The organism is Paenibacillus kobensis NBRC 15729 (genome assembly GCF_004000825.1).
In the GTDB taxonomy this organism is placed as follows: domain Bacteria; phylum Bacillota; class Bacilli; order Paenibacillales; family Paenibacillaceae; genus Paenibacillus_T; species Paenibacillus_T kobensis.
Genome location: NZ_BILZ01000041.1, coordinates 1 through 24,106, shown reverse-complemented (window position 1 = coordinate 24,106; position 24,106 = coordinate 1). Strand labels below are relative to the sequence as shown.

The following is a 24,106-nucleotide window of genomic DNA, read 5'->3' as shown; positions in this document are numbered from 1 at the left end:
GTACAGCATGGTTGTTGGAAGTGAAGGGTCCTTTGAGGATCCTTTTTTATGTAGTGACACCCAAAAGTGATGCAAGAGCACCCTAGACCGAGGAAATCCCACTGTAGTGACACAAAAAGTGATGCAAGAGCACCCCAGAGCGAGGAAACCCCACTGTAGTGACACAAAAAGTGATGCAAGAGCACCCTGGCTCGAGTGGCATCCGACTTTTCTACCAACTAAAGAACCATATGAAACGCCGCAAAAGGCCGCTCATATGGTTCAGATGACACATTAGCAAAAGGCGAACAGGATAGTGAAGTCCGGAATGATGCACGGCTGCTGCGGGAAGCAGTGGCCGATGACGAAGCCGAACAGGTTCGCGACCGGGAACATGAGGAAGACGTTATTGAATGTGAAAATGAGCGACCAGCGATTGTAACAGAAGCCTGGCAGTACCCGGTCTTCATCCTCGCGGGGGCCCATTGTGCCGAATTGTGCGAATTGCACCGCTTGCTGCAGCGATTGAGGACGTTGGCGGATGAATGTCTGAAGCATTTGCGGATTGCCGCGTAAGTAGTTGAACAGAAACAGCATTTCCGCAGGCGGCTGTCCTACAGGCCGCGGAAATTGAGCGAGCACAGAGGGCAGATTCGCTTGCGACAGCTGTGCCGGAACGCCGCCTCCACCCTGACCAGGCATGCCGCCTTGCCCCGGCGTACCGCCTGGCACAGGCAAGATGCCGCCTCCTTGACCTGGCACACCGCCTTGCGGAAAGAAAATGCCGCCGCCTTGCCCCGGTAAACCAGGAAAGCCTGGCATACCACCCGGCATCGGCAGCATGCCGCCTTGCCCCGGCATACCGCCCGGCATCGGCAGCAAGCCGCCCTGACCTGGCATACCGCCTGGCATCGGCAGCATGCCGCCTTGCCCCGGCATACCGCCCGGCATCGGCAGCAAGCCGCCCTGCCCCGGCATACCGCCTGGCATCGGCAACATGCCGCCTTGCCCCGGCATACCGCCTGGCATCGGCAACATGCCGCCTTGCCCCGGCATACCACCCGGCATCGGCAGCAAGCCGCCCTGACCTGGCATACCGCCTGGCATCGGCAACAAGCCGCCTTGCCCCGGCATACCGCCTGGCATCGGCATTAAAGCTCTGTCGTCTTGTACCGGTACAGGTTGTACGAACTGTGCAGGCGCTTGAGGCTGGAAGTAACGCGGATCATAAACGACCATTTGAGGGGCCGGTGATTGACAAGAACATCCCATCGAATAACACCCTTTCGAGATGTAGTAGCTCTACATCGTATGCGGCATCCGCCCAAAGGTTCGATGTCATCGAATCGACACGAACTGCGGCCCCGAATGTGACGAACGTATCATGACGCTGCGCCTGTCCGGGTGGTAAACTCATGTTGGTCAAGTAAAATGAGGCGATCCGCTCACGCGAAGCTAGACATGCTCACCATACATATTGCGGACAACAACCGGAATACGGAGGGATGGCATGGGGTAAAGGACTGGCTTCTGCGTTTCAAATATATGCAGGCGCTGTACGTGATCGGCATCGTCCTGATCGTTGCGCACGGCGCATGGTCGATCTGGACGATTGCACACCCGCCTAGGGCGGCCAGTGCGCAATCGAATCCGGCAGCCGCACCATCTTCAGCCTCGCCCTCTGTGGAACAGGAGGGGGGCTCTGGCACGCCGAGCGAGACCAATACGATTACGGCGCTTGTGATTAAGCCGATCGTGACGTCGCCGGTGAACAAGGTTATTTTTCGCAGCTTATTCTATCTGTTCGTCTGGGTGCTGCTGTTCCTGGTCGTGCCCGTTGCGTTCCTGCGTCTGAAGCGGTTCAAGTTCTTCAATGTGGAGTTCGAGGTCGAAGGCGAGCGCGCTGCAATTCAGCAAGCGATAATTACGACGTCCAAAGCATCATTGATGGAATATTTGACGGGCCGGGATGCATTTATTAAAACATTGGGCTGCATGCACGGCAACGTCATTACGTTCCCCGATGTGTTGCGCGTCCTGCTCGACGATATCCAAGCGGCGTATCGGGATACGTTCAATGCGGGCTTCACCATCGAAATATACGAGGATGAAATTCCTCCGAAATATGCGCGGATGGCTCAGCATTCGAAGGAAACGGGCCATTCCTCACTCTGGAACAAGGCGGAGACGGACCATCCGTTCAAGCCGAACCGGATGGTGTATTATTACTCGATCAGCGAAACGAGTTTTCTGCTAACGGTGCTGAGCAGCTTCGCGACGCAGTTCGATGCGTTCGATAAGCATGTTCTGCCGCTGCTTCATAACGTCATCAGCACGAATATCGAGTCCATCGAGCTGATGGTCGTCGCTACGAATCCGAACCCGGCTCCGCCCCCAGCTCCTTCACCGAATGCGAATCCGGAATCTTAAAGGCGATTTTGTTAAGATTTGCTAATATTGGTTGACCGGCTTGTCCGGCAGCAAGTACAATATGGACCAATAGAAGGGAGGGATCGGAGCATGAGCAAGAAGGGAAAGCCTATTAATGCAGCCGAAGTCATTAAACGCGCATCCGCCGTGTTGTCCGGCCCCCGCGTTCCGGCGAAGACGGCCAAGGATGCGATGAAGAACGTCAAAGTAGAGAAGGACGATCCGCTCGTCAAACGTTACGCATCCCGTTAATCGAAATGGAAACCTCCGGTTTGCGCTGCTTCTAGCAGCGTCCCCGGAGGTTTTTTTGTCACATTATATAGTAGTCATCTGGACAGAGTGTTATCGTTTCAACCATGGCACAATCATCGAATGCCAGTGCTTGCGGACGATCCGCTGCAGGACAGGCGAGTTCGCAATGAGCTCGGAAGGCTGCCGAATGTCCAGTTTATGAAGATTCAGCTCCTGATAGGAGCGGGAGCGGAGATCCGCGCCTTGCTGGTGCTGTTGGAACAGCTCACGCATCGTTCGGTTGTACATACCCATTCACCTCGATCATCCATCCTATGCACCCGTTCGAAGGAAAGCGACGGCAGATGCATGGACAGCTCTTAAATGACTGTATCACCAGTCTGCCTCATCTTTAGACCTATCCGCTGCTGCGGTCTATCCTTAATTTTATGAAGTAAAAGCTATATTTCACAGGGTTAAGCTATAGGTGCATTCTCCTTTATGATTACAATAGGACTATTATTAATAATTGAAACTTATTGGGGCCGGAGGAGACGCAGTAATGAATCACGTGGCGGTAAAATACGAAAACCCGGTCATTCCGGGTTTCTTCCCGGATCCGAGCGTTATTCGGGTAGACGGATATTATTATTTGGCGACTAGTTCCTTTGAGTATTTCCCGGCTGTCCCGATTTTTCGGAGCCGGAATCTAGTCGAATGGGAGCAGATCGGGCATGTGCTGACGAGAAGCAGCCAGGTAGACATGACGAAGCGCAACAGCTCGGAGGGCATCTACGCTCCGACTCTTCGGTATAACGATGGCGTGTTCTATTTGATTACGACGGATGTGTACGGAATCGGCAATTTTTACGTTACGGCTGCGGATCCGGCAGGACCATGGTCTGAACCAATTCGCATACCCTATGGGAATATAGACCCTTCGCTATTCTTCGATGAAGACGGCAAGGTGTATGTTACGGCGCAGAACGGCGCTGACTTGGAATCGCATATCATTACTTACGAGATCGACATCGCTACGGGCAAAGCGCTAAGCGAGCCGGTGGTTGTGTGCCGCGGAGACGGCGGCGTATGGACGGAAGGACCGCATTTGTACCGTATTCATGGCATCTACTATCTGCTCTGCGCATGCGGAGGCACGGGCCGTGACCATCGCGTACTTGCCGCCCGCAGCGAATATCCGACTGGTCCGTTCGAGCTGCACGATGAGCCGATTCTGACGCACAACAAGCTGCCGGACCATCCCCTGCACAATCTGGGCCATGCGGATCTGATTGAGGACGAGGCAGGCAACTGGTGGGCGTTATTCCTCGGTGTGCGTCCGGTAGACGGCCATTACAGCGTGCTCGGCCGGGAGACATTCCTTGCGCCGGTTAGTTGGACGGAGAAAGGCTGGCCGATGATCGACAATAATGAAGGCTCGGTTCAGCGGCTGATGAACGCTGAGATCTATGCCGGCGGAGCTGGCCTCGTATCTCGGTGCAACGTGTTAGGTTCCGGATCTTATCGGGAACAGTTCGACGGCAAGGCTTTAAGTCCGCGCTGGTCAGCTCTGCGAACGCTAGACGAGGAGCGGATTTCGGTTACGAAGAAGCCGGGCGCGCTTGCGCTGACCGGCCATTCCTACACGCTGAGCGACGCGGCGCCAACCGTATTCGCCGGTGTCCGCCAGCAGCATGTGAATATGCGGGTAGAGACGCGACTTTCGTTCGAGCCAGTGCGGGATAGAGAGGAAGCGGGGTTGTCTGCCCGGCTTCACGAGAAAGCGCACTATGAGATCGGCATCCGCCGTGAAGGCGGTGTCGACTATGTTATCGTGTCGTTGACGGCCGGCGGCTCAACGAGCGAGGCGGCTAAGCAGCTTATCGAGTCGAACAGCGGCGCAGCTGCTGCTGGCGGAATCGAGCTTGCTATAACATCGGATTCGCATACGTATCGATTCGCCTGGTCGGCTGACGGCAGTACGTGGCACGAGCTTGCTGAGGCGCCAGCGAATGTGTTGTCCTCGGAAGTAAGCGGCGGATTCACAGGCGTCTGCCTCGGCTTATATGCGACAGGCAACGGAACACCCTCCACGGCTGTTGCTTATGCAGAGTGGCTGGCGTATACGCCGCAGTCGTAGAGTGAATAGAACAAGAGCCCGTCGGCGCATGCCGACGGGCTCTTGTTGCTCAGGAACATCTTGCTCGGTTGTCAATTTGAGGTAGAGGTAACTTCTCTCGAATTGCATGTGCGAGTAGCATACGCAGGTTCTGTAACGTCTTTGTACTCTGCCGCCTCAAAAGTTACGGCCTTGGTGTTAAATGATTTGAACGGTGAAGCAGAAGCTTTACTATGAGCGCACTAACTGACTAGTATATTGCGTCGGCTGCGTTGGTTCTGTTAGGGTACATTTCCCATTCTTTACGTTGTCGGGTCCTCTCGTCTCATTTCGATTGTCGAATCGGGCATATGCGGCGGATTACGGCTGAATGCTGTCCCGGAGAGCTTTTGAATGATCGCTTGCACAGGCGTATATTGAAGCTAACGTAAAGAACGGAACAATAGAATGAAGGTGAGCGGCAATGGAATCGTGGCGGCGTCAAATGTGGATTTTATGGTTCGGCGTTTTGTTGTGCAGTTCCAGCTACACGATGGTAATACCGCTTCTCCCGCTGTTTTTGCCAGAGCTCGGCGTATCGGACGATTCGGTCTACTGGTGGGCCGGTATCGTTCAATCGTCAGCGTTTCTGATCGGTGCCGTCATGGCTCCGCTCTGGGGATCGCTGGCCGATAAATACGGCAAGCGTAAAATGGTCATCCGGGCCGGGTTAAGCTTGGCGATCGTGTACTCGTTAATGGCATTCGTGCAAAACCCGTGGGAGCTGATCGGCATCCGGATGCTGCAAGGATTCGTAGGCGGTTTCGTACCGGCTTCGATGTCGATTGTCGCTTCGATCGCGCCGGCGAACCGGCTCGGTTCGAGCCTCGGCACGATGCAAGCTGCTTCCATGTCCGGCAGCATTATGGGACCGCTGCTCGGCGGCCTGCTAGCGCATACATTCGGCCAGCGGCAATCGTTCGTCGTGGCGGGCGTGTTCCTGCTGCTGGCGACGGCGGCGGTGTACTTCTTCGTCCAAGAAGGCAAGACGGGGACGGCAAGCAAAGGGGTGGCGGCGAGTTCAGACGCAGCGCCGAGGAAGACGTCGATGTTCGGCGATTACCGCGAAGCGCTGCATAACAAGCAACTGCTGAACCTGCTCTTCCTGTTGCTGCTGTTCCAGCTGTCTGTGAGTATGGTGCAGCCGCTGCTGACGCTGCATATTGCCGATTTGCAAGGCGGTGTACAAGATGCTGCGGCGACGGCCGGATTCGTTCTATCGCTGATCGGTATCGCCGGCATACTGGCCTCGCCGCAGTGGGGCCGAATTGGCGAGAAGCAAGGCTATGTTCGGGTGTTGATTTTCTGCCTCATTGCTGCAGGCTGCGTGATCAGTACGCAATATTTTGTTCATCAGCTCTGGCTGTTCACGGTCGTCCAATTTGGCTTCGGCTTATTCCTGGCCGGTATCGTGCCGGTCATCAATACGCTCGTCGTGCAAAGCACCGACAGCTCTTTCCGGGGAAGATCGTTCGGCATGACGACGAGCGCCAATCAGCTCGGGCAGTTGCTCGGTCCATTGATTGGCGGAGGGATGGGCATGTTTCTCGGCATCCAGTGGCTGTTCGTCACGACAGGCACGCTGCTGGTAACAACCGGCATCGTCGTCGCGCTTGGTTCGGCGATCAGGCAAGTCCCGCGCGCAAAGGCTGGGTATTCGGATTAGCCGAGGTAGAGCGGAATGGTACTTAAGGGGAGGGCAATGCACGCACCCCGTAGATAGTTAGATAGCGGTCGCTTGCCGTCAGGCAGGCGACCGCTGTTTTTTGTTGCAGGCTGTTGCAACACTTTTTGTGCCACACCAGATGGTTGGAGGCCAGGTTGCGTGCGCTCGTTTGGTTTGGCTCGTCTGATATGTTACATTCATACTATAGCAATCGGAGTAAGCTAGAGTCATAGATTATGAGCAGAGGAGTTCGGCTTCCATGTTTATTCGATTCCTTCCCTTCTTGGTCCTATTGGTGATCATCAACTTCTACATTGGCTGGCATGGGGATCTTGTGCTTCGACATGCTGGAGTGGATGTTGTGTCTTGGATTTACTGGCCTGTGTTCGCTGTATTGTCTTTCGGATATTTGCTTGGCAGGATGTTGAAGCTCGGTCCGATCGGACGGTTGCTTAAGGTGATTGGCGCCTATTATGTAGCGTTAATTGAATTTTCGCTATTACTGCTCCCCGTCGCAGATCTGGCAGCTTGGCTGATGGGAGCAGCAGGAATAGAGCGGGGCGATACCGTCATGATTTTGTTCGGCATCGTTGCGGCTATTCTGCTGGTGCTGATGCTTCGCGGTTCCTATAACGCATGGTCGCCGGTCGTGCGCGAGTATGTGTTAACACTGGACAAGCCGGCTCCCGCCGGAAGCCTGCGAGAGTTGCGCGTTGCCATGGCATCGGACTTGCATCTAGGCAATGTCGTCGGCAACCGCCACCTGCGTAAATTGGTTGACCGTATGAACGCTATGAAGCCGGATGTCGTCCTGCTGGCAGGCGACGTGCTGGACGATTCGATCGAGCCTTTTCTCCGCAACAACATGGCGGCAACGCTTGAGCAATTGAAGGCGAAGCAAGGCGTGTATGCTGTGCTCGGCAATCATGAATATTACGGCGGCGATTCTGAACAATATGTACAGACGATGAAGAAGATTGGAATCTCCGTGCTTCGCGACGAGACGGTGACGGTGGATGGGCTGTTCCATGTCGTCGGACGCAAGGATAAGACGGCGGAGTCGGGAGGCGGCAGACTGCCGATGAGCGAGCTTACGGCTCCGCTTGACGCGGCACTTCCGGTGCTGGCAATGGATCATCAGCCGTATGGCTTTGCGCAGGCAGCTGAGGCCGGAGTCGATCTGCTCGTATGCGGGCATACGCACCGGGGACAATTTTTCCCGAACCATTATTTCACGCGCCGGCTGTTCGAGCTCGATTGGGGTTATATGCGCAAAGGTCTGATGCATGTCATCGTATCATCCGGCTTCGGCTCATGGGGGCCGCCGATTCGGCTGATGAGCCGCTCAGAGCTGATTGATATTAAACTGCGGTTTCGAGACGCATAAGCTGCAAAGCTAATGCGGTTACGATAAATGATGGTGATCCCGACTGGAAAGGAATGAGACGAATCGATGGATATTCGTAATATTTATTGCGTAGGCCGGAATTATGCGCTTCACGCTCAGGAGCTGGGCAACGATGTGCCGGAGGAGCCGATGATTTTCTCGAAGCCGACACACGCGCTTCACCCGGCCGTGGGGGAACTGCGCCTGCCTTCCGGCATCGGCGAGATTCATTATGAGGCGGAGTTAGTTGTACGGATCGGGCGCACGTATGAGTCGGGAATGACCGCTGACCAAGTGGTGGACGGGCTGGCGATCGGCATTGATTGGACGGCGCGCGACGTGCAGACGGTGCTAAAGGAAAAACGGCATCCATGGCTGCTTGCCAAAGGGTTCAAAAACTCCGCCGTGCTGTCGGCATTCCAGCCGTTCCCTGGCGCTGCGGCGTTTCAGGAGCTGACATTCAGCTTGCTGAACAACGGTGCTGAAGTGCAGTCAGGCAGCCCGCGGGACATGATTTTTCCGCTGGAGCGGCTCATCAGCTATATTGGCGATACGTTCGGCCTCGCTGCAGGCGATATCATCTACACCGGAACGCCTGCCGGCGTCGGCGGGGTGAAAGACGGCGACGAACTGACGCTAATTTTGAATGGCGAACGTTTTGGCCCGCTGCGGGTAAGTCTGTAGCATATGGATAACGAAAGGGCTATGCAGGGCCCAAATAACCGACCGGCTTTGCATAACCGAGCAAGATACTGCTAGCGGGCACCATTAGCTTCTACGACCATAGTCGTAGAAGTTTTTTTAATTTCACCTACGAAAGCAGTAGCGAATACTCCGACCATCCACCGACGATAGGGAGCGGCTCCTTCTGTACAATGAGCACATAAAGCAAATCAATCAAGTAACTAAATAAAATTAAGCAACCATTCCAAGGAGGAATATATAATGACTAACGTATTGTTTATCAAAGCCAATGACCGTCCAGCCGACCAATCGGTAAGCGTACAGCTGTACGATGCTTTCGTGGCAAGCTACAAGCAAGCCAATCCGGATCAACAAGTAACGGAGATCGATCTGTACAACACGAATCTGCCTTACCTGAACAACACAATGATTACGGGTATGTTCAAAGCGGCGCGCGGCATCGACATGACGCAAGAGGAAGCAGAAGCGGCTGCAATTGCGAACGGCTACCTCGACCAGTTCATCGCGGCAGACAAAGTCGTCTTCGCCTTCCCGCTCTGGAACATGACGATTCCAGCCGTGCTTCATACGTACATGGACTATTTGAACCAAGCAGGCAAAACGTTCCGTTACACGGAGCAAGGTCCGGAAGGTCTGCTCGGCGGCAAACAAGTCATCATTCTGAACGCTCGCGGCAATGTTTATTCGGAAGGTCCATTCGCGGCATCCGAGATGGCGGTTAACTACGTCGAGAACCAATTGCGCTTCTTCGGTATTCAGGATATCGAGAAAATCATCGTAGAAGGCCATGCGAGATTCGCTGACCAAGCAGCGGAGATCATCGGCGCAGGTGTGGAGAAAGCAGCGGCGACGGCAAGCTCGTTCTAATCGAGGCGAGCTCGAGTGCTTGGCTCATCCAGCTTGTAACGAACGAAAGAGCAGGGTGCATAACGCACCGCTGCTCTTTTTTCATCCCTTAGTCTTCCAATGCCTCGCTTCAACCCGTCATCACTCTCTCCACCGGATAGCGGAATTTCGGATCGCGCTTCGTGCCGCCGATAATGAGCAGGAACGACGTTAGGCCGATTCGGCCGATGAACATAAGCGCCATCAGGTCGCACTTGGCGAATGCGCTCAAGTCCGGCGTAATGCCCGTCGACAAGCCGACCGTGCCGAAGGCCGAGCACACTTCCAGTACGATGGAGATAAGCGGATGATCCATGTCTGTGATGCTGATTGCAATAACCGATACCGTACACATGAGGATGGCAAGCAGCGAGATGGCCAGCGATTTTAGAATATCGTCTTGATGGATTTCCCGCCGGAACACCTTAATTTCTTTCTTCCCCTTCGCAAAATGGTAAATAAACAGCATGTTGAGCGCGAATGTTGTCGTCCGGATGCCGCCCCCGACAGAGTTCGGCGAGCCGCCGATGAACATGAAGATGCTCATAATCAGCAATGTCGGCATCGTCAGTTGATTAATATCGAGCGTCGTCAGACCGGCGCTTCTCGTTGTCGCTGCCTGGAAGAAGGCGTAGAAGAAGCTCCTATGCCACGACATGCCATGAAAAAAGTGCCGCGACTCCGTGAGCCAGATGAGAATAGTCCCGATTCCGAGCAGAACAAAATAGGTGAACGTCGTGATTTTGGCGAATAACGAGAACCGGAACGGATGGACCAGATCGAGCTTGGCCCTCGTTAAGAACGCTTTGACCTCAATCAATACCGGGAATCCGATGGCGCCGAAAATAATCAGGATCACCGTAATAATCTGCACGAAATAATCGTTCGCATAAGGGATAAGCGACTGGCCGGTGATATCCATGCCGGCGTTCGTCGTCGCGCTCACCGCAGCGAATAGTCCGTGGACGAATGCATCCTGCCAGGTCGAATAATAGCTTAGAAAACGTACCCCCAGAATTGCGGCCCCGATGAGCTCCGTCAGAAGCACAAGCTTCAATATTTCCTTCATCAAATAGACAAGACCGGACAGCGCGAACTGGTTGTTGTCGACCATGATAAGCTTTCGCTCCCGCAAGCCGATCCGTCTGCCGAGCAGCATCCAGAAGAACGTGCTCATCGCCATGATGCCGATTCCTGCGAATTGCAGCACGATGATAATGATGAAATATCCGAACGTACTGTAAGTTTCGGCAACATTGAATACGCCAAGCCCCGTATCGCTGACGACGCTTACTGCGGTGAACACCGTATCGAAGAAGGAGACATGAACGCCGGGTTTCCGCACGGCAGGGATGCTGAACAGTACAATCGCGATCGTGACAGCAATTAAATAATAGCTCGTAATCAATTGGGCAGGCGACCGGTGTTCGAGCCAATTGCGTATTTTGCTCCACATATGTTACCCAATCCTTTGTTTATCAGTTCGGCTGCGCTGCTTGCAGCGGAATGCCGTGCGAAAATAGCCACTGTCATCGTTTGCCCTGAAGCTGGCGTAAACATACGCGGCCGTTGCGGGTTCCTGGTTTCTCCCGCTGGTGCCAGTGACGGTTAGGCTAAACCAAAACAGCCCTGCACCGCAAGGACAAACAGTCCTCCCGGTACAGGGCTCAGAGTTGCTTCATATTAACTTATAGGGTGTTCGCTATAACAGCTGTTACAGCCAGTTCGACGACCAGGTCCCGATCTCGCTTAGCACAGGCGCGAGCGCCCGGCCTTTGTCCGTTAACGAATATTCGATACGTACGGGCGTTTCCGGGAATACTTCTCTTCGAACGATGCCTTCCTGCTCCAGTTCCTTCAGCCGTTCCGACAGCAGTCTGCCACTAATATTCGGTAAGGAAGTCTCGAGACCGCAAAATCTTCGGGGGCCTGGAAGCAATTGAAATACGATTAGCGAGACCCAGCGCTTGCTTAGCATGCCGACCGCTTTCTCGAAACGGGGACATAAAGCTGTCTCGTTCATCTTCATCACCTCAATATAAATTTATTATATCGCAAGTTCACTAAAATAAATATAGTTGGTTCGAAAAGGAAACGATGAGTACGGCAGGGTTCGTTGTTGACTTCAAAACAGAGAGGTAATATACTTACTTACATAAAGTAATTAGTTTCTTAATAGTAACTTAGTGTAAGGATAAATGGAACCCCCTTCATCTTCTTCATGAATACGATCGATAACACAAGGAGGTAGCAATATGATGCCCGTTTTATTTATTGGCCATGGCTCGCCGATGATGGCGATTGAAGACAACGAGTGCGGCTTGTTCTTATCCCAGTATGGTTCGTCTTTCGGGAAGCCTAAGGCGATCGTGTTGTTCACGGCGCATTGGGAAACGGATGTACTGACAATCTCGACGGTGAACGGTCCTTATGAGACGATATACGATTTCGGCGGCTTCCCGCGTGAACTGTTCGAAGTGTCTTATCCAGCGCCAGGCGATCCGGAACTTGCCGAAGAGGTAGGCCGGAGACTAGGCGAGCAAGGCATTCCGGTCCGCTTCGACTCGCAGCGCGGTCTTGACCACGGCTCGTGGGTCGTCCTGAAGCGTCTGTTCCCGGATGCGGATATTCCGGTTGTGCAAATATCGGTGCAGCCGTTCCAGACGAACGAGTATCAATATCGTGTCGGCGAGGCGCTGCGCGGCTTAGGAACGGAAGACATTCTTATTATTGGCAGCGGCGCTACGGTGCATAACTTCAAACAGATGAAATGGGGCGGCGGCGAGCCTGAGCAGTGGGCGATCGATTTCGACGATTGGCTGGTGGACCGCATGACGGAGCGCGATCTGCCGTCGCTGTTCCGTTACGAGGAGCAAGCGCCGAACGCGGCGCTGGCCGTGCCTCGTCCGGAGCATTTTGTCCCGCTGTATATTGCTTATGGCAGCGGCGATCCTGAGCAGAAGCCCGAAGTGATTCACCGGAGCTACGAGATGGGAACGCTCAGTTATATTTGTTTGAAATTTTAATAAGCTGTGAGCAATGACCGGGGCTTGCCGAAGGCAGCCTCGGTTTTCGTATATTTGTGTGGGAATACCGCGTCTATTCAGGATCAAGCCGAAGTTATCCCGAACTTTATCCACATTATGCACAATTGCAGTTGGGGATAAAGTCTGTATAACCTTTTTCCACAATTGTGCATTGACACTCACGTTACGTGATCCTTTACGATGATGGCATGAGGTGATGCGAGGATGAACTACAAGGTGAAGGAAGTGGCCAAGATCGCGGGGGTGAGCGTCCGGACGCTGCACCATTACGACGAGATCGGGCTGCTGAAGCCATCGGAGGTAAGAGATAACGGCTACCGGTACTACAGCGTCGAGGATTTGGAGCGGCTGCAGCAAATTTTATTTTTTAAGGAGCTGGACCTGCCGCTTCAAGAGGTGCGCGCCATTCTCGATGACGAGCAGTATGACAGACGCCGGACGCTGCTTATCCATAAGGAGCTGTTAATGAAGAAGAAGCATCGCCTCGAGCAAATCATTACGTCGGTGGAGCAGACGCTTCATTCGATCGAAGGAGGCACTGCAATGAGCAATAAGGACATGTTCGAGCCGTTCGATATGAAAGAAATCGAGGAGCATCAGAAGAAATACGAGAAAGAAGCGGAGCAGCGCTGGGGGCATACGGAGGCGTGTAGGGAGTCGGCCCGCCGCACGGCGAAGTACACGGAAGCGGATTGGAAGCGGATCAAGGAAGAGATGGCCGCAGTATACGAAGGGCTGGTTGCTCGAATGGCGAATGGCCCGGACGATGAGGAAGTGCAGCGGATTATATCAAACCACCGCCAGCATATTTCGGATAACTTCTATGAATGCTCGACCGAAATCTATCGCGGGCTTGGGGATATGTACGTGAATGACTACCGGTTTACCGAAAATATCGACAAACAGCAGCCGGGTCTTGCCGCATTCATGCGCGAAGCGATGATTATCCACTGCGACCGTGTGGATGCGGGCAAGGTGTGATAGAGGAATATACAGGAATAACACACAGCTTGTCCACATTATCCACAACTTAACATGTGGATAGAAACTGAATAAGCGGAAGGGTCGTCATGTCCCGGAAACTCGCTCAATCGTTAAACGCCTGCACATTGTGCAGGCTTTGTTGATTTTGGGAGAGTCGCACGCTGATACCGGCTGGGACGATCAAGATAGGACACATTGTAAGGCTTTAAATGGTGCAAGTTAATGAAAAGGATGGATGCGGGCAAATTTTGCTTTTTGGTCTGAATGTAACGAATCGTATAAGTGCAAATTGCTCGAAGATGTCCTGTCAGACACTCTAACGAACTCAGTGAGCGTTATTTCAGTCAAAAGCGATCGATACGAGGTAAAAACGACGAAATAGCGTTTCTGGAGTTCGTTAGAATTTGAAAATGGCCAAAATGCACGAAATAGCGCTCGTACGATTCGTTAGCGCAGTAAGGGGCGGGTTATGGGGGAACCGGGGGACGTAAGCGAGGAGGTTGGACGGATAATGGGAGGGGCATGGAGTAGTAGGCGGACGGGGTAACGGAAACTAGAACGCATAAGCAGAGCCAGGGAATTTGGGAACTAAAGTAACTATCAGCGTAAGCTGGGCTTGGGAACCGGAAGTTAGAGTAACTATCAGCATAAGCGGAGCCCGGGAACCGGGGGCGGAGCAACAGGAGGCGGGGAGCGATTAAAGGTGGAGCGGGTCCTGGAGGGACGTTAAGCGAGAGGGTGCATGGATGATGGGAGGGGCAACGTAAAGTAGGTGGACGGATAAGTGGAAATAGGTGCGGACAGAGGGAAGCGGGTCCCGGGAGGGACGGAAAGCGGCGGGGACGGTAGGTGTAGCTAGAGTTGGCTTAGGGGAGTCCAGAGGGCGCGAGACCTTTGGGGCCCTCCCTTGCAGGGAGGGGTTGGGTGGGTGAAAAAGGCCTTGAGGGTTTGGGTGGGTGATAAAAGCTCTTGAGGGTTTGGGAGGCTAGAAGGGATGCAAAACAAACGGGAGCTTGGAGGGCAGAGCCCTCAATCAGTATATAGTCGGGAGCTTGGAGGGCAGAGCCCTCAAACAACAACTGACATCATTATAGTTGGCGGCGGGCCTGCGGGTCTGAGCGCGGCACTCGTCTTAGGACGGTCGCTGCGCACGGTCGTCTTGATCGATGAGGGGAAGCCGAGAAACGCGGTCGCGCGAAAGTCACACGGCTATTTGACGCGGGATGGCATAGAGCCGGAGGCGCTGCGGTCATTGGCCAGGGAGGAACTGCGCCGATACGGGTCGGTCGACTTCTGGCATGATGCTGTGCAAGAAGTAGCGATCACGGACGGAAAGTTTCGCGCGATTACTAAGAATGGCGGCTCCTTGGCGAGCCGCGTGATCGTTTTTGCATCGGGGATGAAGGAGCAGCTCCCGGCATGGCCGGGTCTAACGGACGTATACGGAAGGACCGTCTTCCCGTGCCCGTACTGCGATGGCTGGGAGATGCGCGGCAAGCCGCTCGCTGTACTTGGCGGCGGTTCGAACCTGATGGCGCATATTAAGCTGATTCATAATTGGAGCCGCGATCTAATCGTATGCTCGGATGGGCCTGCGGATCTGAATGAACAAGAGCGCGAGCAACTCGAGCAGCGCAGCATTGCCCTGTATGAACAGCCGCTCGCTGGTCTGGAATCTTCGGCGGCAGGCGAGCTTACGCATGTTGTACTGGATGGCGGAGAGCGAATTGCCCGAAGCGGCGCATTTGTTACCGAATCTGGGCCGCGGCAGGCGACGGATATCCCGCTGCGGCTCGGCGTACCGCTGGACGAATCCGGTGTCTACAAGACCCAATCGCATGGCCTGACCCGCATTCCGGGCTTGTATATCATCGGCGATGCGAAGCAATCATTCTCGGGACTGACCGGAGCGGCGAGCGAGGGTTATGAGGCAGGCGTTGCAATCAACCGAGCTTTGGTCGAGGAAGATTGGTGAGAAAGCTATAACCTATTGCTGCTAAGCTTGAACCTGCGCCGGATCGGCATACCAGAACAAAGCGTATTCGGTCATGGTCGATGCGTACCCCATTTGGCGCAGCATGGTGGAAATGTTGCCTCGATGATACGTGGCATGATTGACGATTTGAAGCACGATTTCGGACAAGCGCGTATCACGGTCGCCGGCATATGGATTGCGGACAAGGATCGTTCGGTCTAAGTCGGCCTGGCCGGTCAAGAAAGCTTCGAACCGATGACGAACCTCGGCGTACCGTTCTTCCAATTCGGGCAGGCTAAGCTCACGGGCGGCTGCTTCGACCGCGCGGCCCTCAATCATTGAATCGGCCATTTCCGTGCCTTCCATGATTCCGAGCCAAGAGTAATCAACGGCGAGAATATGCGCAAAAGCATGAGCCAACGTCGGAAAGCTGCTCGTGATTTGCTCCCGGTAGACCGAATCCGGCAGTCCTTTCACGTGTTGCAACAGCGTGTTGTTTGCCCATGCATGATATTGGTACATGGTAATGGCAGCGTCTTTCATGGTTCATTTCCCCTTCATTGGCCAAATTGCTTTCTATATCCTCATCATATAGGAAGGGAATGACAACAGGGTGTCAGTATTTGACTGGCGCTGCAAATTATTATTTCGCATAAGAGGACGGCGTCCGTCCCGTTGTACGTTTGAACACGCGTTGAAAATAGGACACGTCGCGGTAGCCGAGATAATCGGATATTTCGGCTACGGTCAGCAGCGAGTCGGTCAGCATGTAGACGGCAGTCTTCATGCGTGCAGCGTGAACCGCTTCGCTGATCGTCTGGCCGGTTGCCCTCCGGAACAGCGAGGCGGCATAATTCGGCGTCCGGTTGATGCAGGCTCCAAGTTCATCCTTGGTCACCTTATCCCGATGATACTGCTGGATATATTGCTTCATTTTCTCGACAAGCTTCTGCGTACTCTGCGCCATTGGCGCTTGGTCGAACTCGCGGTTCCATAGAGCGAGCAGCTCCGTCACGACGGCAGCGCCGCGAATGCCCGCATACGCCGTTCGGTCTGTCCACTCGGCGTAGACGTCGCGCAGCCGTTCCAACATCCATTCGAACCGCCCTGGTCTGCCGTGCGCGAACCCTTGTTTATGCAGCAGGGGGAGCTCCGAGACGAGCGGCTGATCGGCTTGAAACCGGATGACGATCTTCTCGTGGAATACGGTCGGCACGGTTTTGCCATAATAGTCCGCGTCTGGCGGGATGAGAAGAACATCGCCTTTTTCAAGGATAAGCTTCTCGCCTCCGATCCAATAGACGCACTTGCCGTAACTGGCGAGCACAAGGGAATAGGCGGGCTCCGTGTTCGTTCCTTTGGAGTTGCCGTACCAGTTCATGCTGCGGTCCATATTCATGTCAAGCAGTTTTAACATGGTTAATTCTCCTGGTCCAAAAATCGTACTATAGTATTATTAGCATACTATAGTTCATATGCGAATGAAAGTTTCAGCAGTACAATAAGTACATAAAGCACAATTCAGGAGGCGTCACCAATAATGCGTAGAACCAAAATCGTATGTACGATGGGCCCGGCTTGCGAATCGGTCGAAACTTTGAAAGATATGATGAACGCAGGCATGAATGTCGCGCGTCTGAACATGGCGCACGGCGAGTTGGAAGATCACAGTGCACGTATCGCCTCGATCCGTGAAGCGGCAGCCGCTACCGGCTCGAACGTGTCGATACTGATGGATATTAAAGGTCCGGAAATCCGGATCGGCAAGCTGAAGGAAGCTTCGTACGAGCTGAAAGCAGGACAAGCGCTTACGTTCGTAACGGAAGAGCAGCTCGGCGACGGCGAGAAGCTGTGGGTCAATTATGCCGATATGCCGAAGGTAATGGAGCCGGGCGGCGTTATTCTGCTCGACGACGGCTTGATCGAGCTGCGAGTCAACTCGGTTGACGAGAAGAACATCTATTGTACGGTCGTGAACGGCGGCGTTATCAAGCCTCGCAAAGGCGTTAACCTGCCAGGCGTTCGCACGACGCTCCCAGGCGTAACGGAACGCGACGTTATGCACATCGATTTCGGCATTAAGGAGAATGTTGATATCGTAGCTGCATCGTTCGTCCGCCGTGCGGAGGACATTATTGAGATCCGCCGTCTGCTCGAAGAAGCTGGCGCGGGCCATATCCAAATCGTGTCCAAAATCGAAAACCAAGAAGGCGTCGAGAACCTCGACTCGATCATCGAAGCATCCGACGGCATCATGGTTGCCCGCGGCGACTTGGGCGTCGAAATTCCGGTTGAAGACGTGCCGCTCATCCAGAAAGTGATGATCGACAAATGTAACGCAGCCGGCAAACCGGTTATCGTTGCAACACAAATGCTTGATTCGATGCAAGTGAACCCGCGCCCTACGCGTGCGGAAGTAACGGACGTAGCTAACGCTGTTCTGCAAGGCACGGATGCTGTCATGCTGTCGGGCGAGACGGCTGCCGGCAAATATCCGGTCGAGTCGATCCGGACGATGGCGACGATCGCTGTCAAAGCGGAATCGATCATGGAATACGGCAGCAACCTGAACAAAGAAGGCTTCGGCCAATCGTCCAGCGTGACGGAAGTGATCAGTAAGTCGGTCGTAAGCTCGTCGCTTGAGCTTGGCGCAAAAGCGATTCTGACGCCGACAGAGAGCGGCTTCACGGCTCGCATGGTATCGAAATACCGTCCGAAATCGCCGATTATCGCGATTACGTCGGACGAGCGCATTAAGCGCCGTCTCGCGCTCGTATGGGGCGTAACGGCAGTCAGCGGCGCGAAAGTCGAGTCCACGGACGAGCTGTTCGCGTTGTCGCTTGAAGCAGGACGCGCAACGGGCCGTCTGGAAACGGGCGACACGGTCGTCATTACGGCTGGCGTGCCGATCGGCAAATCCGGCGCGACGAACTTGATCAAGATCGCACAAATCTAATAGCAAATGGGCTCGGGCAACTCGAGCTGTTAAGCTGCAGATGGACTATAGTCCACCTGCAGCTTTTTTATTTTGCAGAGGAAAAGGGGCGGTCTGAGGTACACCCGGCCTGAGGTCGGGCATGGATTGTATACCTGAGGCGGTTACATGAAGCTTAACGTTCCCTTTATAGTAGTAGCAGCAATTGTTACTCGGGGGGTTATCGTGTGTATTCATTACTGGCTGGATTAGACTTGGCGATGCCTGCGCTGCTCGCCATCTTCGCTTGGACAGGAGGGACGAAGGCGTTCCGGCTCGCTTATACCGGTTCGGCGGGGCAGCTCGCGCGGCGGTCGCGCAAACTGTATTCTTGGGCGGTGTATTCATCGCTGGCGGCGTTGATCGGGTCTGCAGCCATTATTTTGCTCGCCGTTTCGCATGCGCCGGTCTTTTGGATCGACAGGCTGACGCTTCATGTGCCGTTCGAGCTCGGAACAGCAGCAGCAATATGGCTGGTGGCGGTGCCCAGGCTGCGCAGACTCAGGCAAGCGGCGCGTGCTGCGGATGGTGCGTTGCCCCATACGCTGCGGGCAGAGGCGGCTGCGCCGGGCATTGTTATTCCGTTCCATGCGGCAGCGCTTGGCGGCTTGGCGGGATTGTTCTATGCACTGGTGCCGCCCGTGCCGGTAAGAACCCTGCCCGTCATTGTGCCTGTGCTCATATATGTGCTGGCGTTAGGCGCGCTGTATGTGAGACATGTACGGCGGTGGCGGCAAATTTGCGAGGCTGACGTTCTTGTCCGTAGGCAGCCTTGGAGCCGCTTTGTACGATTCATCATAACAGTGTCTATAGTCGGAGCTATAGCTGCTGCAGGGATTTGGGCAGGATTAGAGAACAGCAAGCTTCCTGCGCGAATCAGTATGACGGCCGGCGAGATGGATTGGGGAGGCGGCGCGGAGCCGGGGGCAGACGCAGCGGGGCTCGAGGAGCCTGCCCATCATGCCGTTACCGTTCATACGGCACATCAAGGGCATGTCGCCGAATCTGCCGTTAATGACGGCGAGTCAGAGGGGGCGATCGCGCTTGCGTCCGGATCATCTGCAGGCGGTGATGCAGTAATATCCGTCTCAGAGCTGACAGGGCCTCAGCAAGCAGAGGCGGACCGCACCTTCACGTTGACCGCGGAGCGCCAAGACGTGAAGCTGGCAACGGGCGAGACCGTGAAAGGCGCTTGGACGTTCAATGGCCAACTGCCGGGACCGGAACTGCGGATGCGGGAAGGCGAATTGATCGAAGTGAAGCTAGTGAACCGCGATTTGGAGGAAGGCGTAACGATCCATTGGCACGGACTGGATGTGCCGAATGCGGAAGATGGCGTAGCGGGGGTCACGCAGAATGCCGTTATGCCGGGACAATCGTACACCTACCGGTTCATTGCAGAACAAACGGGTACTTTCTGGTACCACTCCCATCAGGATTCGCAGGAGGCGGTAAGCAAAGGGCTGTTCGGACCGCTGGTCGTGGAGCCGGCTGACAAGGGGAACGGCGAGTCGGAGAAGGATGCGGTTCAGAAGACGGGCGACTCCGATATCATTGTGATGTCGCATGTATGGGACGGCGTCGGCTTTGCTGTCGGCGACTCGACAGGCGTACAACAGCGGACGGTCACGCCGGGAACGGAAGTACGGCTGCGGCTCATCAACACACAGGATTGGGTGCGACAGAAGTATACGCTTATCGGAGCCCCGTTCCGGGTCGCCGCTATTGACGGCACGGACGTCAACGAACCGGAGCTGCTGAACGATAAACATATCGAGCTGACGACGGGCGGACGGATGGATCTCGTATTTAAGATGCCGGATACACCTGTGTTTCTTGCCGTAGGGCAAGGGAGCAAGCTTGGGATTGCCATGAGTCCGGACGGACAGAACGTTGTGCCGGGTAAGCTGCCGAAGGAGAAGACGTCTGCGTTCAATCCGATTCATTACGGCAAGGCGGCTGCAACGTCGTTCAATGCCGACCGTAAGTTCGACCGGGAGTTTACGATGGTGCTCGACAATAAGCTCGGATTTTATAACGGAACACTCAATCAGCTGTATACGATTAACGGCAAAGTATTCCCGGATACGCCGATGTATATGGTCCGGGAGGGCGATCTGGTCCGGACAACGATCGTCAATCGAGGCTCCGTCGATCATCCGATGCATCTGCATGGCCACCACGTTCTGGTGCTGTCGCGCAATGGCGTGAAGTCCGACGGCAGTCCGTGGTGGTCGGATACACTCGATGTGCTGCCGGGCGATACGTATGAAATTGCGTTCGTTGCTGACAATCCTGGCTTATGGATGGATCATTGCCACAATCTGACCCATGCGGTAACCGGGATGTCGATGCATTTGATGTACGAAGGGATAACAAGCCCTTATGAAGTCGGAAGTGATACGTTGAATCATCCTGAATAAAAGGATAGGAAAGATGCGGACGGTGATCGTCCGCATCTTTATTTTTATCAAGGCGAATCTGCTAAGCAACCTTGTTCGGTACGTATGCCGGACTAAGGTTGTTTTTGATAGAGATATATGAGTCTATTATCCTGAATCTTGTTGAAAAAAAATGTCAGAAAAACTGCCAGATTATTGTCGAGATATGCTATTATTAAGCAGAATAATTTGGAAGTAATTGATATGTTCTGAGGATAATAGACTACGCTTCTAAGGCTGTGGAACTATCTAGCAAAAATTACAATAAATTAGGAGGGAATATGAGAAGAGAGAGACGATTTAAAAGAATTGCTGCGATGATAACATGCTTCGTGTTAATCGCAAGTCAACTGTTGGTTTCTAGTTTTTCGGGGGTAGCTGATGCAGCAGTCACGATAGACTACAACCAAGTAAAAAAGTACAATGTTCCATCGACGGGAATGGATATTAATAATCCTACCAATTCATCCTTAATAGGTTTGTCCGGAGGAAAGATTGGGGTTTTGCGGAGAGTTAGCAGCAATCACTATTATGAAGTCATAAATCCCAACGGAAGCGTAGTTTATGACAAACAGTTGAACACTAGCGCCTATATGGGAAGCCGAGCTAGCGACTACCAAACAATGGGCGTTTTTCCTAAGGCGAATGACCAGACGATCGTCGTATGGACAGGGAAACCGAACAGCTGTGATCAAAGCACGGGTCATATGGCTCAATTTATTATTATTGATAATCAAACCGGCAACGTTGTACAGTCTCCGACTGATATAAGCACGACTACGGCGTTACTTAATTGTAACGCTAAAGCGAAGGAGCTTTCCAACGGGAATATTGCTTTTGTGTATCAATCCGATGGCGATGAATATTACTACCGGATCTTCGATATAACCACCAAGCAATTTATTAATAGCCCAACGTCTATTGAAGGTGCAGCAGCGACAGATTCAACCTACACCTATAACATTGCTGCAAGCAATGGCGGAACGTTTATGCTTGTAAACTACTCAGACGTCTCAAGAAATCATCATGTATACGTTTATCAGAATAACGGAACGAAAGTAAAGTCGTTTGACTATAGTGTCCAAAGAGATAATAGTGGAAACGTTAGAGATGTTGCGGCATTATCCAATGGCAATTATGCCGTTCTATTTGGGACAACAGCCGGCTACCAGCTGCAAATCTATGATAAGGATGGCAATGCGGTTGGATCAGTCATTACTAGCGAGATAGAAATTGCCGATACTCTTCCTCAGGAATATCCTGGAATGATTGGATTGGCGGATGGCGGGTTTATCGTATATGACAATTCTTATGTGAATGTCGATCCATATCCGGGGCAGCTCTATGTAAAACAATTTAACAACGATGGGTCCTTGTATAACAATCCTTCTAACACATGGCAAGCGACAGGGGTAGAAGGGTCAGTGCATACCTACGGAAGGTTGTTCAGTGGGTACAGCAGCGGTTTCGGTTTTTGGAACTTGGACGATAACAAGATTTATGCATATGGAATGTACAATCCAGTAACGGGCGTAACGGTAAGTCCTGGCACACTCAATTTAAACAACGGTGCAACGGGAACGTTGACGGCTACGGTGAGTCCGGCGAATGCAACGATTAAGGATGTAACGTGGAGCACAAGCAATGCGAGCGTAGCGACGGTTGCGAATGGCGTCGTAACGGCAACGGGAGGCGGCACAGCGACGATTACGGCAACGACGGCCGACGGCAGTTTCACGGCATCGAGTACCGTGACGGTGAAGGTGCCAGTTACAGGCGTATCGCTGAGTCCAACAAGCCTTAACTTAACGGCTGGCGGAGCGACCGGAACGTTGACGGCGACGGTTAATCCGGCAAACGCAACGAACAAGACCGTAACGTGGACCACAAGCAACGCAAGCATAGCGACAGTTGCGAATGGCGTCGTTACGCCAGTAGGCAACGGAACGGCAACGATTACGGCGACGACGGCTGACGGAAGTTTCACAGCATCGAGTTCGGTAACGGTGACGACTGCGGTAACAGGCGTCACATTAGATAAATCGACGATGAACCTGACGCCTGGCGGTGCTACAGGAACATTGACGGCGACGGTTAATCCGGCTGCCGCGTCGAACAAGGCAGTAACATGGACAACGAGTAACGCGAGCGTCGCGACGGTTGTGAATGGCGTTGTTACGCCAGTAGGCAACGGAACGGCAACCATCACGGTTAAGACGACAGACGGTAATTTCACCGCATCGTGTACGGTGACCGTAACGACCCCAGTAACGGGCGTAACGCTGGATAAGGCGTCGCTAAGCCTGATTAAGGGCGGCGCGACCGGAACGTTGACGGCGACGGTTAATCCGGCCGCAGCTTCGAACAAGACTGTGACCTGGACTTCGAGCAACGCGGGTGTCGCGACGGTCCTGAATGGCGTTGTAACGCCAGTGGGGCCGGGCACGTCGACCATCACGGTGACGACAGCTGACGGCAACTTCACGGCAACGAGCGCAGTAACAGTCACGAGTCTAGTAACGGGCGTTACATTGGATCAGCCGACTATGAGCTTGATCAAGGGCGGCGCAGCAGGAACATTGACGGCCACGGTTAATCCCGCGGACGCATCGAATAAGAGCGTAACGTGGACGACGAGCAACGCGGGTGTGGCGACGGTAGCCAATGGCGTCGTCACGCCAGTAGGCGACGGGACGGCGACGATTACGGTGACGACGGCCGACGGCAGTTACACTGCGACGAGTGTGGTAACGGTCACGACACCGGTAACGGGCGTGACGTTGGATCGCTCGACACTGAGCCTGTTAACGGGCGGAACAGTCGAAACGTTGATAGCGACGGTAAGTCCAGCGGATGCAACGAACAAGAACGTCACGTGGAGCACAAGTGACGCGAGCGTCGCGACGGTAGCGAATGGCGTTGTGACGCCAGTAGGCAACGGGACGGCAACGATCACGGTGACGACGGTTAATGGCAGCTTCACCGCGACTAGCACGGTAACGGTCAAGACAGCGGTAACCGGCGTATCGTTGGATCAATCTACGCTGAGTATGCTAACGGGCGGAGCGGACGAAACGCTGACGGCGACGGTTAGTCCAGCCTCAGCATCGAACAAGACCGTCACGTGGAGCACGAGCGATGCTAGCGTAGCGACGGTAGCGAATGGCGTTGTTACGGCAGTAGGGAACGGATCAGCGACGATCACGGCGACAACGGCCGACGGTAGCTTTACTGCGGCGAGTAC

The 24,106-nt window shown here is 53.9% G+C and carries 19 protein-coding genes; 13 read left to right on the top strand and 6 right to left on the bottom strand.

The annotated features are described in order from the left end of the window. Nucleotides 1–273: 273 nt before the first annotated feature. Nucleotides 274–1,251 carry a hypothetical protein gene (locus PKO01S_RS20325; RefSeq protein ID WP_127533278.1) on the bottom strand — a complete coding sequence of 326 codons (978 nt, stop codon included), beginning with the start codon at nt 1,249–1,251 and terminating at the stop codon, nt 274–276. 189 nt (nt 1,252–1,440) lie between these two features. Between PKO01S_RS20325 and PKO01S_RS20320 the strand changes: the two genes are divergently transcribed. Then, nucleotides 1,441–2,409 carry a hypothetical protein gene (locus tag PKO01S_RS20320; protein WP_127533277.1) on the top strand — a complete coding sequence of 323 codons (969 nt, stop codon included), beginning with the start codon at nt 1,441–1,443 and terminating at the stop codon, nt 2,407–2,409. 90 nt (nt 2,410–2,499) lie between these two features. Beyond that, complete coding sequence (locus PKO01S_RS28900) at nt 2,500–2,661, top strand: hypothetical protein (RefSeq protein WP_164779690.1); 162 nt, start codon at nt 2,500–2,502, stop codon at nt 2,659–2,661. Nucleotides 2,662–2,751: 90 nt separating this feature from the next. Here PKO01S_RS28900 and PKO01S_RS20315 read toward each other — a convergent pair whose 3' ends face one another. Then, nucleotides 2,752–2,949 carry a hypothetical protein gene (locus PKO01S_RS20315; RefSeq protein ID WP_127533276.1) on the bottom strand — a complete coding sequence of 66 codons (198 nt, stop codon included), beginning with the start codon at nt 2,947–2,949 and terminating at the stop codon, nt 2,752–2,754. Between the two features lie 253 nt (nt 2,950–3,202). Here PKO01S_RS20315 and PKO01S_RS20310 point away from each other — a divergent pair, with 253 nt between their 5' ends. The 5 genes from PKO01S_RS20310 to PKO01S_RS20290 all read left to right on the top strand — a co-directional run bounded on the left by PKO01S_RS20310 (nt 3,203) and on the right by PKO01S_RS20290 (nt 9,423). Next, nucleotides 3,203–4,780: a glycoside hydrolase family 43 protein gene (locus PKO01S_RS20310; protein WP_127533275.1), complete on the top strand. Its 1,578-nt coding sequence runs from the start codon at nt 3,203–3,205 to the stop codon at nt 4,778–4,780. A 442-nt stretch (nt 4,781–5,222) separates the two neighbouring features. Then, on the top strand, nt 5,223–6,464 hold the full coding sequence (locus PKO01S_RS20305; RefSeq protein ID WP_127533274.1) for an MFS transporter: 1,242 nt from the start codon (nt 5,223–5,225) through the stop codon (nt 6,462–6,464). A 259-nt stretch (nt 6,465–6,723) separates the two neighbouring features. Then, on the top strand, nt 6,724–7,851 hold the full coding sequence (locus PKO01S_RS20300) for a metallophosphoesterase (RefSeq protein WP_127533273.1): 1,128 nt from the start codon (nt 6,724–6,726) through the stop codon (nt 7,849–7,851). Between the two features lie 66 nt (nt 7,852–7,917). Next, nucleotides 7,918–8,535, top strand: coding sequence for a fumarylacetoacetate hydrolase family protein (locus PKO01S_RS20295; protein WP_127533272.1), 618 nt, complete (start codon nt 7,918–7,920; stop codon nt 8,533–8,535). 261 nt (nt 8,536–8,796) lie between these two features. Continuing rightward, on the top strand, nt 8,797–9,423 hold the full coding sequence (locus tag PKO01S_RS20290; RefSeq protein ID WP_127533271.1) for an FMN-dependent NADH-azoreductase: 627 nt from the start codon (nt 8,797–8,799) through the stop codon (nt 9,421–9,423). A gap of 109 nt (nt 9,424–9,532) precedes the next feature. On the opposite strand, the gene PKO01S_RS20285 is transcribed toward PKO01S_RS20290, so the two are convergent. After that, the gene (locus PKO01S_RS20285; protein WP_127533270.1) at nt 9,533–10,897 is read right to left on the bottom strand and encodes a TrkH family potassium uptake protein; all 1,365 of its coding nucleotides are present in this window, start codon (nt 10,895–10,897) and stop codon (nt 9,533–9,535) included. A 258-nt stretch (nt 10,898–11,155) separates the two neighbouring features. Next, nucleotides 11,156–11,464, bottom strand: a complete 309-nt coding sequence (locus tag PKO01S_RS20280; RefSeq protein WP_127533269.1) for a winged helix-turn-helix transcriptional regulator — start codon at nt 11,462–11,464, stop codon at nt 11,156–11,158. Between the two features lie 232 nt (nt 11,465–11,696). Between PKO01S_RS20280 and PKO01S_RS20275 the strand changes: the two genes are divergently transcribed. The 3 genes from PKO01S_RS20275 to PKO01S_RS20265 all read left to right on the top strand — a co-directional run bounded on the left by PKO01S_RS20275 (nt 11,697) and on the right by PKO01S_RS20265 (nt 15,447). Continuing rightward, the gene (locus PKO01S_RS20275; protein WP_127533268.1) at nt 11,697–12,467 is read left to right on the top strand and encodes a dioxygenase family protein; all 771 of its coding nucleotides are present in this window, start codon (nt 11,697–11,699) and stop codon (nt 12,465–12,467) included. Between the two features lie 225 nt (nt 12,468–12,692). Beyond that, nucleotides 12,693–13,469: a MerR family transcriptional regulator gene (locus PKO01S_RS20270; RefSeq protein WP_127533267.1), complete on the top strand. Its 777-nt coding sequence runs from the start codon at nt 12,693–12,695 to the stop codon at nt 13,467–13,469. 997 nt (nt 13,470–14,466) lie between these two features. Further along, nucleotides 14,467–15,447, top strand: a complete 981-nt coding sequence (locus PKO01S_RS20265) for an NAD(P)/FAD-dependent oxidoreductase (RefSeq protein WP_127533266.1) — start codon at nt 14,467–14,469, stop codon at nt 15,445–15,447. A gap of 21 nt (nt 15,448–15,468) precedes the next feature. On the opposite strand, the gene PKO01S_RS20260 is transcribed toward PKO01S_RS20265, so the two are convergent. Both PKO01S_RS20260 and PKO01S_RS20255 read right to left on the bottom strand, forming a co-directional pair. Continuing rightward, a complete protein-coding gene (locus PKO01S_RS20260) occupies nt 15,469–15,990 on the bottom strand; it encodes a DinB family protein (protein ID WP_127533265.1) in 522 nt (173 codons plus the stop codon). Between the two features lie 100 nt (nt 15,991–16,090). Further along, nucleotides 16,091–16,864, bottom strand: a complete 774-nt coding sequence (locus PKO01S_RS20255; RefSeq protein ID WP_127533264.1) for an AraC family transcriptional regulator — start codon at nt 16,862–16,864, stop codon at nt 16,091–16,093. Nucleotides 16,865–16,987: 123 nt separating this feature from the next. Here PKO01S_RS20255 and pyk point away from each other — a divergent pair, with 123 nt between their 5' ends. The 3 genes from pyk to PKO01S_RS20240 all read left to right on the top strand — a co-directional run. After that, complete coding sequence (gene pyk / locus PKO01S_RS20250; RefSeq protein ID WP_127533263.1) at nt 16,988–18,403, top strand: pyruvate kinase; 1,416 nt, start codon at nt 16,988–16,990, stop codon at nt 18,401–18,403. 206 nt (nt 18,404–18,609) lie between these two features. Then, entirely contained in the window at nt 18,610–20,844 is a 2,235-nt protein-coding gene (locus PKO01S_RS20245; protein ID WP_246070657.1) for a multicopper oxidase family protein, read from the top strand. Between the two features lie 857 nt (nt 20,845–21,701). Further along, a partial coding sequence (locus tag PKO01S_RS20240) for an Ig-like domain-containing protein (RefSeq protein ID WP_164779689.1) occupies nt 21,702–24,106 on the top strand: 2,405 nt, incomplete at its 3' end.